Genomic DNA, 11,917 nt, shown 5'->3' on the forward strand with positions numbered 1-11,917 from the left:
GGGCGGGGCGGGCCGCCCCGGCCAGAGGTGCGGGATAGACTTGACGCGAGACCTACGACGAAAGGGAGCCGCAATGGCAGCCATGAAGCCGAGAACCGGAGACGGGCCGATGGAGGCCGTGAAGGAGGGTCGTCTCATCATCGTGCGGGTGCCGCTCGAGGGTGGGGGCCGCCTCGTCGTCTCGGTGAACGACGCTGAGGCGAAAGAGCTGTACGACGTGCTGGGTGGAGTCGTCAACGCCGCCTGAGTCGTCTCGAACGTGAAACGGCCGGTCTTCGGACCGGCCGTTTTCGTGTCTTGCCGTTCGCGTCCGGCCGCTCAGTCCCCGGGGACGGTCGTGAGCTGGAGGAGCCCTTCGCCGACGATCGAGAGCGCGCCGATGACGGCGGGCGAGGCCTGCGTCTCCTGGATGAGGGAGCGGTACGCCGCCGTGACGGGATCGCGGCGGACGGGATCGGCGACGCCGCCCCCGTTGAGCACACGGGGGACGAGCACCGTGCCGCCCGCGCGCACGAGTCGCAGGCCGTGCTCGACGTACTCGATGACGCCGTCGGGGTCGGCGTCGACGAGCACGATGTCGTACGAGGCCTCGTTCATGCGCGGCAGGACATCCGCGGCGCGGCCCGTGATGAATCTTGCCCGCGCCGGAGGGATGCGGGCGTCTGCGAACGCCTGGCGCGCCGCCGCGAGGTGCTCGGGCTCGCTGTCGATCGTCGTGAGAGTCGCCCGGGGTGCGCCGCGCAGCAGCCACAGGCCCGAGACGCCGGCACCCGTGCCGATCTCGACGATGTTGAGGGACTGGGATGCCGCGGCCAGCAGGGCGCACTGGGCACCGACTGCCGCGCTCACCGGCGCCGCCCCCAACTCGAGCGCGTGGGCGCGCGCACGCGCGATGTGCTCCGGCTCGACGATCGCCTCGCTCGCGAAGCGGTGGTTCGCATCCTGCTCGCTCATGCGCATTCCTCCGCGGTCAGCCTACGCGTCACGGGCGGGACGGAGGCCCCGGCACGCGGCGGTAGCCTGGTGGTGTGTTCTTCGGGCTGACGATCGAGAAGCTCCTCGTGATCGGAGTCATCGCGGCCCTCCTCATCGGCCCCGATCGCCTGCCGCGCTATGCCGAGACGCTCGCGCACTGGACGACGCGCGCCCGCGACTATCTCCGCTCCGCCCGGACGCGCGTCAAGGAGGAGATGGGCGACGAGTTCGACGACGTCGACTGGCGCACGCTCGATCCCCGCCGGTACGACCCGAGGCGCATCATCCGCGAGGCGCTGCTCGACGACGCCCCCGTGCCGACCGTGCGTGCGGCGGCCGCAGGCGCCGCCATCGCCTCGACGGCCTCCGAGCCGCTGCGGCCGGGCGCGTCGTTCAGGCCGGGCGACCCTCCGCCGTTCGACTCCGAGGCCACGTAGCCGACGCTCAGCGCGGTCGCAGCGGCAGGGACCGGCCGGACAGGCCCCGAGGCTGCGTTGCGAGGCTCGCCGCGAGCTCGGCGATCGCGAGCGATGCGGCGTCGTCCGGATGCGCGACCACGACCGGGATGCCGGCATCCGCGTCGGTGCGCAAGGCGGGGCTCAGTGGGATCGAGGCGAGCAGTGGCACGGGAGCGTCGGGAGCCGACAGCGCCTCCGCGACGGCGGCGCCGCCGCCCGAGCCGAAGAAGTCCAGCGTCGTCCCGTCGGGCAGAACCGCGGCCGCCATGTTCTCGACGACACCCGCGACGCGCTGACCGGTCTGGCGCGCGACGAGGCCGCTGCGGATCGCGACGTCGGATGCCGCGGCCTGCGGAGTCGTCACGACGAGCACTTCGGCGTGGGGGAGGAGCTGCCCGACCGAGATCGCGACATCCCCCGTCCCCGGCGGCATGTCCAGCAGCAGGATGTCGAGATCGCCGAAGAAGACGTCGGTGAGGAACTGCTGGATCGTGCGGTGCAGCATGGGTCCGCGCCATGCGACGGCCGAGCCCTCCTCGCCTTCGCGCAGGAACATCCCGATGGAGACGGTCTTCACCTCGTGCGCGATGGGCGGCACGATGAGCTCGTCGATGCGGGTGGGGCGCTGCGTGCGGCCGTCGGCGTCGACGAGCCCGAGGAGCCCGGGGATCGAGAAGCCGTGCACGTCCGCGTCGATGAGACCGACGCGCAGGCCGCGCGCCGCGAGGGCCGCGGCCAGGTTGGCGGTCACGGTCGACTTGCCGACGCCGCCCTTGCCGCTCGTCACGGCGATGACGCGCGTGAGCGAGTCCGGCCCGAAAGGCATGACGCGCGCCGCGCGGCCGTCGCGCAGGCGCTCGGTGAGGTCGCGCCGCTCCTCCGGGGTCATGACGCCGACGGCGAGGTCGACGCGGGCCACGCCGTCGACGGATGCCGCGGCATCCGTCACCTCGCGCGCTATGCGCTCGGCGGCAGGGCAGCCGACGATCGTGAGGACGATGCCGACCGAGGCGACGTCGCCCTCGACGGAGATGTCGCGCAGCATCCCGAGCTCGGACAGCGGCCGGCGCAGCTCCGGGTCGACGACGGCGCCGACGGCGGCGCGCACCGCCGCTGCGGTGTCGCTCATCGGGCTTCGGACTCGGCGCGGTCGTCCGAGCGGTCGCGGAGGTCGAGCTGCTCGAGGAGGGTCTTGAGCTCGGCGCGCAGGACGTCGCGCGTGACGACCTCGTCGGAGAAGTCCGTCACTGCCATTCGCAGCGCGACGACTTCGCGAGCGAGGTACTCGGTGTCGGCGAGGTTGCGCTCCGCGCGCTGCCGGTCCTGCTCGATCTGAACGCGGTCGCGGTCGTCCTGGCGGTTCTGCGCCAAGAGGATGAGCGGTGCGGCATACGAGGCCTGCAACGACAGGATGAGCGTCAGGAGCGTGAAGTTCGTGGCTCTGGGGTCGAACTGCAGCGGCGGCGGTGCGAACGTGTTCCACGCGAGCCAGACGGCGACGAAGACCGTCATGCCGATGAGGAACCCCGACGTCCCCATGCCGCGCGCGAACGCCTCCGAGAACCTGCCGAACCGGTCGCTGGACTGCTGCGGCGGGCGCTGGAGCATGCCGGAGCGCCCGCGGGGGGCGTCGAGCGACGGCGTGCGGGTCGTGCGTGCCATCAGCGCCTCCTCGGGATGCTCGCGGTCGTCGTGGGAACGGGTGCGGCGGGTGCCTCGTCGGCGTCATGAGATCGCCAGTCCTCGGGCAGGAGATAGTCGAGGACGTCGTCGACGCTGACGGCGCCGACGAGGCGATGGGCCTGGTCGACGACGGGGAGCGACACGAGGTTGTAGCTCGCGAGGAGCCGCGCGACCTCGGCCGCGGACGCGGCAGCGGGCACCGGGTCGAGCGTGTCGTCGATGATGGCGCCGAGCCGCTCATGCGGCGGGTAGCGCAGCATCCGCTGGAAGTGCACTGTGCCGAGGAGGCGTCCCGTCGGGGTCTCGTAGGGCGGAAGCGTCACGAACACGGCGGCCGCGAGGGCGGGGTGCAGTTCATGACGGCGGATGAGCGCGAGCGCCTCGGCGACCGTCGCGTCGGCCGACAGCACGATCGGCTCCGGCGTCATGAGCCCGCCCGCCGTGTCGGGGCCGTACTTGAGCAGCGCCCGGACGTCCTCGGCCTCTTCGGGCTCCATGAGGTCCAGGAGCTCTTCGAGCCGGTCTTCGGGCAGCTGCGCCAGCACGTCGGCCGCGTCATCCGGCTCCATCGCGTCGAGGATGTCGGCGGCGCGCTCGTCGCCCAGGGCTTCCAGGATGTGCACCTGGTCCTCCTCGGGCATCTCCTCGAGGGCGTCGGCGAGCCGGTCGTCCGGGAGCTCCTCGGCGACCTCGATGAGCCGCTCGTCGGGCAGGTCGAGCAGCGTGTTGGCGAGGTCGGCGGGCTTGAGCTCGGAAAAGGTCGCGACGAGCTGCTCGGCGGACTGCGCCTCGCCGGGGACCTGGTTCTCGCGGACCTCGTCCCACTCGGCGAACGTCGTCGGGCCCTTCGCGAAGGGCGACGCGCTCGTCTTGGGACGCCGGAGGAACAGCTGGCCCACATCCCATTCGCCGAGGCGGTTGCGCTCGATCGCGACATCCTCGATGACGGCGCCGCCCGACCCGTCCTTGAGGTACACCTTGCGGCCCAGCATCTCGGCCATGACGCGCACCTCGCCGCCGCGCTGCTGGAAGCGGCGGACGTTGATGAGACCGGTCGAGATGACCTGCCCGGTCGCGATGGACGTGACGCGGCCGATCGACACGAAGACGTGCCGGCGGCCCGGGATCTCGACGATGAGGCCGATGACGCGCGGCGGATCATCCTTGCGGTAGATCACGACGACGTCCCGGACCTTCCCGAGACGATCGCCGGCGGGGTCGAAGACCGAGCACCCGGAAAGGCGCGCGACGAATACCCTCTGCTGGCTCACCCGTCCAGCGTAGACCCGCATGCGTGGGAGGATGAGGACGTGAGCATGATGGGCGGAAGGGCTGCGCAGGGCACCGGCGAAGTGGGTCAGACCGTCGCGAGCTTCCCCACCTACGAGGCCGCCCAGAAGGCGGTCTCGAGGCTCATCGCCGCCGACGTGCCCGCCCGCGACATCGCGATCGTGGGCAGCGGTCTGCGGTCGATCGAGCGTGTCACGGGGCGCCTGGGCTATGCGGCCGCGGCGCGCACCGGCGCCATCAACGGCCTGCTGCTCGGACTCCTGTTCTCGGCGATCCTCGTCCTCGGCTCGCCGTCCGTGCCGATCCAGGCATTCGTCGGAGTCCTGTTCGTCGGTGTCGCGATCGGCATGCTCCTGAACATCGTCGCCTACTCCCTCGTGCGGCGTCGGCGCGACTTCGCGTCCGTCATGCAGGTCCTCGCCGACCACTACGAGGTCACCGTCACCGCCTCGAGCATCCATCGCGCACGTCAGGTCATCGGGACGTCGGGGCCGGCGCCCGCGCCTCGCGCCGAGCCTGCCTCGCCCGATGCTCCGCCGGTCGCCCGGCCCGACGAACCGCCGCGCTACGGTGAGCGGGTCGCGCCGGCTGAGGATGCCCCCGCTGCCGCGCCCGGGGCCGTTCCGCAGGCGGACGACGCCCCGGATACCGGGGACGCCGGACGCCCGTGAACGAGGCCGAGGTCGAGGAGCGCGTCGGCGTCACGCTGCCGTCGGGCCTCGCCGAGGTGTCCGCCGCGTGGAGCCGCCCTGCCGATGCGTGGGCGGTCGTCGCGATTGCACACGGTGCCGGCGCGGGATACGCGCATCCTTTCCTCACCGGCTTCGCGGTTGGGCTCCAGCAGCTCGGCGTCGCGACCCTGCGCTTCAACTTCCCCTACTCCGAGGCGGGGCGACGGATGCCGGGGCCCGCGGCTCACGCCGTGACGACGTGGGGGGCCGTGGCGAGCTGGGTCGCCGAGCGCTCCGACGCTCCGCTGTGGACCGCGGGCAAGTCGTACGGCGGACGGATGGCGTCGATGGCGGCGGCCGAGGGTGCCATCGCTCCGGCGGGGCTCGTCTACCTCGGGTACCCGCTGCATCCGCCGGGGGAGCCGGGAAAGGCGCGCGTCGCGCACCTCCCCGACGTGCCGCAGCCCCAGCTCTTCGTCGAGGGCACCAACGACCCCTTCATCGACCCACACAGTCAGCTCGAGGAAGCGGTCGCGTCGTGCCGTGACGCCTCGCTGGTCTGGATCGAGGGCGGCGGCCACTCGTTCGAGGTCAAGGGCCGCAAACGGCCCGCCGACGAGATCGGCGCGGAGCTTGCGCCGATCGTCGTCGACTGGATGCGGGGATGCCGGTCCTAGGCGCCGGAGCTATGCGCCGATCCCCAGGCGCAGCATCCACTCCTCGACCTCGTCGGCCGTCCTCGGGATACCGCCGGACAGGTTCTCGACGCCGTCCTCGGTCACGAGGACGTCGTCCTCGATGCGCACGCCGATGCCGCGGAACTCCTCGGGAACCGTGAGGTCGTCGATCTGGAAGTAGAGGCCGGGCTCGATCGTGAACACCATGCCGGGCTCCAGCTCGCGGTCGTAGTACATCTCGCGGCGCGCCTGAGCGCAGTCGTGGACGTCGATGCCGAGGTGGTGGCTCGTGCCGTGCACCATGTAGCGGCGGTGCTGGCCGCCGTGTTCTGCGTCCAGCGCCTCGTCAGCCGTGACGGGCAGCAGGCCCCATTCGGCCACGCGGGTCGCGATGACCTGCATCGCCGCCTCGTGGACTGCACGGAACTTGATCCCGGGCCGGGCGACGGCGAACGCGGCGTCGGCGGCCTCGCGGACGGTCTCGTAGATCTTGCGCTGCACATCCGTGAAGCGGCCGCTCACCGGGATCGTGCGCGTGATGTCGGCTGTGTAGAGGCTGTCCATCTCGACGCCGGCGTCGATCAGGATGAGGTCTCCGGGAACCACGGCGCCGTCGTTGCGGGTCCAGTGCAGGTAGCAGGCGTGGGGACCGGACGCCGCGATCGTGTCGTAGCCCACGGTGTTGCCGTCGCTGCGTGCGCGCTGGTGGAAGACGCCCTCGACGATGCGCTCGCCCCGCGAGTGGGCGATGACGCGCGGAAGCTCGCGGATGACGTCCTCGAAGCCCTTCTCCGTCGTGTCGACCGCGCGGCGCAGCTGCGCGAGCTCGTAGGAGTCCTTCACGAGGCGCAGCTCGGACACGAAGCGCGTGAGGCCCTCATTCTCGCCGACGACGAGGTCGTCGTCGCCGGCCGCGAAGTCGTCGATGTGCGCCGTCTCGAGTCCGAGCTCGCCCGCGACGCCGGCGAGGGCGGGCCGCGGACCGATCCAGAACTCGCCGATCGAGGCATCCGCGTAGAACTCGCTCGTCGTGCGGTCTGCCCGCTCGCGGAAGTAGAGCGTGACGTCGTGCCCGCCGTCGCGCGGATCGAAGACGAGCACCGAGCCGGGCTCGGAGTCGGACGCCCAGCCGGTCAGGTGCGAGAAGGCCGAATGCGCGCGGAACGGGTAGTCCGTGTCGTTGCTGCGCTGCTTGAGCTCGCCCGCGGGGACGACGAGCCGCTTGCCGGGGAAGGCCGTGGAGACCTTGTCGCGGCGGGCCGCGGCGAACGGCGCCTGCTCGCGCAGCGGGGGAGCGAGCTCGGGCCGCTCGGCCCAGCCGGTCGAGATCGTCTCGAGGAAGCCGCCGCCGTAGGGCTGGCGACGGTTCGTGGACGTCGACGGACGCTTGGCGGCGTCGGCGGGGGTGTCGGTCGCGATCGTGTCGCTCTCGCCTGAAGTGCTCATTCGTCCAGTCTCGCACGCCCTCGCCGGGCCGCAACCGGCGGGATCGAGCCGCTCAGCAGGCGGGTTCTTCAGGTCGCGGTACGCGGGCTTCGCGCGCTGCTCGACCTCGAGCCGGCCCGCGTCGAAGACGCTTCGCGTCATTGACCCGATGCCGGCTCAAGCTGCACGATGAGCGGCCGGTGGTCGCTGCCCGAGCCGTCGAGGGAGCGCAACACGATGGAGCCCGTTGCCACCCAGTGCTCGGACGCCATGACATGGTCGATGGGCGCGCCCAGGAGGCCGGGCATGTCGGTCGACCATGTGCCGACGGAGCCGTTGCCGGTCTCGGATGCTGCGTCGTGGCAGTTCCCGAGCGTGCCGCCGTCGATCCCGAGGCGCCCCATGTGGTCGATCGTCGCATTGAAGTCGCCCGCCATGATGACGTTCTCGGAACCGCACTGGTCGGCGAGCCAGCGCAGGTCGGAGCGCCAGTGCTCCATCGCCGTGCGGCGGGGAGCGACGGCGTGCGCGGCCACGACGATCGGCCCCTCGCCGTCGACCGGCATCGCGACGGCGCTCGGCACGGTCGAGGTGTTCGTCGTGCCTTCGACGGACGACTCGACGACGGCGTAGTCGCCGAGGTCGGGTGAGATGAGGATCGTCGTGGACCGAGCGTCCCAGCCGTCCTCGCCGAACTCCGAGTGGTGCGCCCACATCGGATGGCCGAGCTCGCGCATCGCGATCGCGACCTGCTCGCCCGTCTCGATCGTGGTCTCGGGCAGCGTCACGATGTCGGCATCCATCGCGACCGCGATCTGGGCGACCGAGTTCGCGGAGGTGGCCTCGCCCGCCGTGTTCCAGGTCATGACCCGGATGCTGTCCTCCGACTTCTGCGGAAGGCTCTCCGTGCCGAGCCCCCGCGAGACGACGACGACGGCGTTGGCGGCGGTCGCGGCGATCGCGACGACGGCCAGCGCAAGCGCAACGGGGCGCAGCGGCCGGATGAGCGAGACCAGCAGGAGGACGGCCGCCGCCGCCCCGAAGCCGGCGAGCAGAAGGGTCCGGAACGCGATCATCTGGGCGATCGGGAAGACGCCTTCCACGCGGAAGAACGATGGCCACGTCAGCACGGCCGCGGCGACCGCGGACAGCACGGTGACGAGGATCCCGAGCAGTCGCAGCACGTCCGCGACTCTATGTCAGCACCCTGGGAGGAGCCTGCCCGCATCGCCGCCTGACCGGGCGCTACGCTCGAAGAATGGCAGGGGATCGGCGCTTCGAGGGCCCGAGCGATCTGCACCTGCATTCGGTCCATTCCGACGGCACCGAGTCCGCCGCGCAGGTCATGGCTGCCGCGCACCGGCGGGGACTGCGCACCGTGGCGCTGACCGACCACGACACGACCTCCGGGTGGGCGGAGGCCGCTGAGGCCGCGACGTCGATGGGCATGACGTTCCTTCCGGGCATGGAGCTCTCCGCCCGCAACGAGTGGCGATCGGTGCACCTGCTCGCCTACCTCTTCGACCCGGACGACGCGGGCCTGCGCGCGGAGATGGAGCGCATCCGCGAAGACCGCATCGGGCGCGCCGAGCGCATCGTGCGCAGCATCGGCCGCGACTACCCGCTCACCTGGGCCGATGTCGTCGCGAACACGGGATCCGGCGCGACGGTGGGCCGGCCGCACATCGCAGACGCGCTCGTGGCGCGCGGCATCGTCAAGACCCGGGCGGAGGCGTTCGACACGATCCTGCATCCGCGGACCGGCTACTACGAGGGGCACTACGCTCCGGACGTGGAGCGGGCCGTCTCACTCGTCGTGGGCGCGGGCGGTGTGCCGATCGTGGCCCACCCCACTCCGTCGGGACGGGCGCGCATGATGCCGCTCGACCTCATCGACCGGCTCATCGGCACCGGCCTGGCCGGTTTCGAGATCGACCACCGCGAGAACACCGAGAGCGGCAAGCGCATCCTGCGCGAGGTCGTCGAGCGCCACGACCTCATCGTGACGGGCTCGAGCGACTACCACGGCCTCGGCAAGCCCAACCAGCCGGGGGAGAACACGACGAGCGACGACATGGTGGCGCGGATCATCTCACTCGGCACGGGCAGCCGACCGGTCTACCACTGACGACAGCATCCGTCACGCCAAGCGCCCCGGCCCGCACAAGCCGGGCCGGGGCGCAGACGGGAGTCCGGCGGGTCAGCCGAGGGCTTTGGCCTTGATGGCGTCGAACTCGGCCTGCGAGATGGCGGCGGAGTCCAGAAGCGCCTTCGCGCGCGCGATCTCCTCCGAGGCGCTCGGCGGTGCCGCCGCGACCTTCTGGATGTACTCGGCCTGGGCCGCGCGCTGCTGCTCCAGCATCCGCTGCTGCCGCTCGGCCATGTGGCGACCCCGTACGACGAGATAGATGAGCGCCGTGAGGAACGGCACGAAGATCAGGAAGATCACCCACACGGCCTTGAGCCATCCGTTGAGCTCGCGGTCGCGGAACAGGTCGCCCAGGATCGAGAAGAGGATCGACAGGTACGCGACGAACACGAACACCAGCACGAAGTACCAGAAGATGCTCGGGTCCGTCGGCGAGGAGATCGGCTCGACGGTTTCGAAGATGTGCATGGGTGCCTCTCTCGGAAGGAAGCGGCGAGGGTTCCGCCTCGCCACACCCTAGCGCTGTCGCGCGCCGATGCGCGGCGCGCGACGCGAGGAGGCGCGGATCAGGCGCCGGCGGCAGCTGCGCGGCGATTGCGGGGCGGTCGGGTTAGGGTCGGCGAATGCGGAACTCCACCCCGCTCGAGCGGCGCATCGACGCCGTCGCGCACATCCTCCTGCGCGACGCGTCCGAGCGCGGCGTGCGCGCCGGGCTCGTCGAGTTCGCGGTCTTCGTGCTCAAACAGGCATGGGCGTGCGTCTTCGGCGCGGCGCTGCTGGTCGTCATCGTCGCTGCGCGGCTGTGGTACCCCGAGGACGCGGTCCTCGCCCGCAACGACTTCCTCACGATCGCCGCGGTCGTCATCCAGGCGCTCATGCTCGTCTTCCGCCTGGAGACCGGCCGCGAGCTGTGGGTGATCGTGCTCTTCCATCTCACGGGCACCGCGATGGAGCTCTTCAAGACGGATGTCGGATCCTGGGCGTACGCAGCCGACGGCGTGCTCCGGATCGGAGGAGTGCCGCTCTTCAGCGGCTTCATGTACGCCGCGGTCGGCTCCTACATGGTGCGCGTGTACCGGCTCTTCGATCTGGGCTTCACGCGCTATCCGCCTCGCTGGCTGACCGTGATCGTTGCGGCGGGGATCTACGTCAACTTCTTCACGCACCACTACTGGTACGACCTGCGCTGGGTGCTGCTCGCCGCGGTCGCCGTGCTGTGGCTGCGGACGACGATGTACGCCCGAATCTGGCGGAAAGTGATCCGAATGCCGCAGCTCGCCGCCTTTGCGGGCGTCGCGCTGTTCATCTACCTCGCCGAGAACGTCGGGACGTGGGCAGGCGCCTGGACCTATCCCGACCAGGTCGAGGCGTGGCATCCCGTCTCGATCACGAAGCTCGTGTCGTGGTTCCTGCTCATGATCATCTCGGTCGTGCTCGTGACGCTCGTCTACCCGCCGCGCCCGCCTGCCCGGCCCAACCTGCCCGATGTGGCCGAATCAGGCTCGGTCGCCGAGATCAGGAGCGATCGGGATGCCTCGTCCTGATCTCGCGGCCCGGGCCTGATCTCGTCACGCGTGGAGACCCTGGGCGACGGCTGTCGTGATCACCGACTCGACGTGCGCCCAGTCGAACAGCACCTGGTGATAGTCGAACCTGAAGACGGTGTAGCCCATGAGCCGGAGCCTCGAGTCGTGGGTGATGTCGCGGCGGCGCTGCTTCTTCTCCAGATGATGGCCGCCGTCGAGTTGGACGACGAGGCGCTCTCCGACGAGCAGATCGACGGGTTGACCGGCGATCCACACCTGCTGCCGGACGGCGAGACCCAACGCCCGCAGCGCGTGACAGGCATGTGTTTCGAGCCCCGAGTCCGAGAGGACTGACGTCGCCTCGGCGAGCTGCCGGCCGCGCACGGATCGCCACTTCACGCGTCGGAGGACGGCGGGGGCGACGATGCCCTTGTTCACCGCCGACTCCCAGACGGCGAGCGCGTCGACGAGCTCGAGGCACTCCGACACGTGAGCCAGGACGTTGAGCGGATGCTCGCGCACAGCGCGCGGCGCCACGGGAGCGGGTCCGGCTCCCCAATGGGCGCGGAGCCCCGCCTGCGCGAACCGCGACGCGTTCGGCGCCACCGAGACGTGGACTCGTCCATCCGCCGCGGCCGCCGGCGGCACCCACATCCCGAGTGGCGCGAGGGCTGAGACGCATGTGAGCCGCCCGCCGACGTCGACGGCGGTGAGCGTGGCAGCATCCGCTCCCCTCACCGCGATCCAGGACCGGCGGATGCGGAGAGCATGGCCACGCAAGACGGCATCCGCGATCTCACGCGTCCCGTAGCCGGCGCGTCGCGCATCGCTCGTGTGGGCGACACCGCCGGTCTGCATGAGCCAAGCAACGAAGGGAGCGTGCTGCATCTCGGAATCCTGACGCCCGTGCACCGTCAGGAGCCTCGACGCGGGCGGGCTGGGGAGAGCAGCGCCCCTCGGCCCGGCTGCGGAGAAGAGGACGGGATCAGGCTCGGTCGCCGAGATCAGGAGCGATGGGGATGCCTCGTCCTGATCTCGCGGCCCGGGCCTGATCTGGCCGCGG

The 11,917-nt window shown here is 71.1% G+C and carries 14 protein-coding genes; 6 read left to right on the plus strand and 8 right to left on the minus strand.

The window, feature by feature from the left end; translation table 11 throughout:
* The first annotated feature begins 73 nt into the window (after positions 1 to 73).
* The gene (locus ABZ477_RS00700) at positions 74 to 247 is read left to right on the plus strand and encodes a DUF3117 domain-containing protein (RefSeq protein ID WP_019179788.1); all 174 of its coding nucleotides are present in this window, start codon (positions 74 to 76) and stop codon (positions 245 to 247) included.
* Positions 248 to 318: 71 nt separating this feature from the next.
* Here the strand turns inward: ABZ477_RS00700 and ABZ477_RS00705 are convergent, their stop codons facing one another.
* Entirely contained in the window at positions 319 to 954 is a 636-nt protein-coding gene (locus ABZ477_RS00705) for a class I SAM-dependent methyltransferase (protein WP_360126327.1), read from the minus strand.
* 74 nt (positions 955 to 1,028) lie between these two features.
* Here ABZ477_RS00705 and ABZ477_RS00710 point away from each other — a divergent pair, with 74 nt between their 5' ends.
* Positions 1,029 to 1,412, plus strand: coding sequence for a Sec-independent protein translocase TatB (locus tag ABZ477_RS00710; RefSeq protein WP_360126330.1), 384 nt, complete (start codon positions 1,029 to 1,031; stop codon positions 1,410 to 1,412).
* A 7-nt stretch (positions 1,413 to 1,419) separates the two neighbouring features.
* On the opposite strand, the gene ABZ477_RS00715 is transcribed toward ABZ477_RS00710, so the two are convergent.
* From ABZ477_RS00715 to ABZ477_RS00725, 3 genes are read right to left on the minus strand one after another with little or no spacing between them, the layout of a single operon-like run.
* On the minus strand, positions 1,420 to 2,562 hold the full coding sequence (locus tag ABZ477_RS00715; RefSeq protein WP_360126333.1) for an Mrp/NBP35 family ATP-binding protein: 1,143 nt from the start codon (positions 2,560 to 2,562) through the stop codon (positions 1,420 to 1,422).
* Positions 2,559 to 3,095 carry a DUF1003 domain-containing protein gene (locus tag ABZ477_RS00720; protein WP_360126336.1) on the minus strand — a complete coding sequence of 179 codons (537 nt, stop codon included), beginning with the start codon at positions 3,093 to 3,095 and terminating at the stop codon, positions 2,559 to 2,561. Before ABZ477_RS00720 ends, ABZ477_RS00715 begins: the two co-directional genes overlap by 4 nt.
* On the minus strand, positions 3,095 to 4,387 hold the full coding sequence (locus tag ABZ477_RS00725; RefSeq protein ID WP_360126339.1) for a CBS domain-containing protein: 1,293 nt from the start codon (positions 4,385 to 4,387) through the stop codon (positions 3,095 to 3,097). The genes ABZ477_RS00720 and ABZ477_RS00725 overlap by 1 nt, the downstream gene beginning before the upstream one ends.
* A gap of 39 nt (positions 4,388 to 4,426) precedes the next feature.
* On the opposite strand from ABZ477_RS00725, the gene ABZ477_RS00730 reads away from it, so the two are divergent.
* Complete coding sequence (locus tag ABZ477_RS00730) at positions 4,427 to 5,077, plus strand: general stress protein (RefSeq protein WP_360126342.1); 651 nt, start codon at positions 4,427 to 4,429, stop codon at positions 5,075 to 5,077.
* Positions 5,074 to 5,754 (plus strand): alpha/beta family hydrolase, encoded by a 681-nt coding sequence (locus ABZ477_RS00735; protein ID WP_360126345.1) that lies wholly within the window; start codon positions 5,074 to 5,076, stop codon positions 5,752 to 5,754. Before ABZ477_RS00730 ends, ABZ477_RS00735 begins: the two co-directional genes overlap by 4 nt.
* 9 nt (positions 5,755 to 5,763) lie before the next feature.
* Here ABZ477_RS00735 and ABZ477_RS00740 read toward each other — a convergent pair whose 3' ends face one another.
* The gene (locus ABZ477_RS00740; protein WP_360126348.1) at positions 5,764 to 7,200 is read right to left on the minus strand and encodes an aminopeptidase P family protein; all 1,437 of its coding nucleotides are present in this window, start codon (positions 7,198 to 7,200) and stop codon (positions 5,764 to 5,766) included.
* Positions 7,201 to 7,337: 137 nt separating this feature from the next.
* On the minus strand, positions 7,338 to 8,363 hold the full coding sequence (locus ABZ477_RS00745; protein ID WP_360126351.1) for an endonuclease/exonuclease/phosphatase family protein: 1,026 nt from the start codon (positions 8,361 to 8,363) through the stop codon (positions 7,338 to 7,340).
* Positions 8,364 to 8,437: 74 nt separating this feature from the next.
* Here ABZ477_RS00745 and ABZ477_RS00750 point away from each other — a divergent pair, with 74 nt between their 5' ends.
* Positions 8,438 to 9,307, plus strand: coding sequence for a PHP domain-containing protein (locus tag ABZ477_RS00750; RefSeq protein WP_360126354.1), 870 nt, complete (start codon positions 8,438 to 8,440; stop codon positions 9,305 to 9,307).
* 72 nt (positions 9,308 to 9,379) lie between these two features.
* On the opposite strand, the gene ABZ477_RS00755 is transcribed toward ABZ477_RS00750, so the two are convergent.
* On the minus strand, positions 9,380 to 9,796 hold the full coding sequence (locus ABZ477_RS00755) for a PLDc N-terminal domain-containing protein (protein WP_360126357.1): 417 nt from the start codon (positions 9,794 to 9,796) through the stop codon (positions 9,380 to 9,382).
* Positions 9,797 to 9,951: 155 nt separating this feature from the next.
* Here ABZ477_RS00755 and ABZ477_RS00760 point away from each other — a divergent pair, with 155 nt between their 5' ends.
* Positions 9,952 to 10,872, plus strand: a complete 921-nt coding sequence (locus ABZ477_RS00760; RefSeq protein ID WP_360126360.1) for a DUF817 domain-containing protein — start codon at positions 9,952 to 9,954, stop codon at positions 10,870 to 10,872.
* A 24-nt stretch (positions 10,873 to 10,896) separates the two neighbouring features.
* Here ABZ477_RS00760 and ABZ477_RS00765 read toward each other — a convergent pair whose 3' ends face one another.
* A complete protein-coding gene (locus tag ABZ477_RS00765; RefSeq protein WP_360126363.1) occupies positions 10,897 to 11,742 on the minus strand; it encodes a DUF559 domain-containing protein in 846 nt (281 codons plus the stop codon).
* Positions 11,743 to 11,917 lie beyond the last annotated feature (175 nt).

The sequence above is a fragment of the Microbacterium sp. NPDC019599 genome, assembly GCF_040632175.1.
GTDB lineage: Bacteria > Actinomycetota > Actinomycetes > Actinomycetales > Microbacteriaceae > Microbacterium.

Bases quoted from the DNA above. Each gene is read 5' to 3' on its own strand.
- ABZ477_RS00765 (WP_360126363.1), bottom strand. From the start codon at position 11,742: ATGCAGCACGCTCCCTTCGTTGCTTGGCTCATGCAGACCGGCGGTGTC.
- ABZ477_RS00755 (WP_360126357.1), bottom strand. From the start codon at position 9,796: ATGCACATCTTCGAAACCGTCGAGCCGATCTCCTCGCCGACGGACCCG.
- ABZ477_RS00740 (WP_360126348.1), bottom strand. From the start codon at position 7,200: ATGAGCACTTCAGGCGAGAGCGACACGATCGCGACCGACACCCCCGCC.
- ABZ477_RS00715 (WP_360126333.1), bottom strand. From the start codon at position 2,562: ATGAGCGACACCGCAGCGGCGGTGCGCGCCGCCGTCGGCGCCGTCGTC.
- ABZ477_RS00705 (WP_360126327.1), bottom strand. From the start codon at position 954: ATGAGCGAGCAGGATGCGAACCACCGCTTCGCGAGCGAGGCGATCGTC.
- ABZ477_RS00720 (WP_360126336.1), bottom strand. From the start codon at position 3,095: ATGGCACGCACGACCCGCACGCCGTCGCTCGACGCCCCCCGCGGGCGC.
- ABZ477_RS00700 (WP_019179788.1), top strand. From the start codon at position 74: ATGGCAGCCATGAAGCCGAGAACCGGAGACGGGCCGATGGAGGCCGTG.
- ABZ477_RS00760 (WP_360126360.1), top strand. From the start codon at position 9,952: ATGCGGAACTCCACCCCGCTCGAGCGGCGCATCGACGCCGTCGCGCAC.
- ABZ477_RS00750 (WP_360126354.1), top strand. From the start codon at position 8,438: ATGGCAGGGGATCGGCGCTTCGAGGGCCCGAGCGATCTGCACCTGCAT.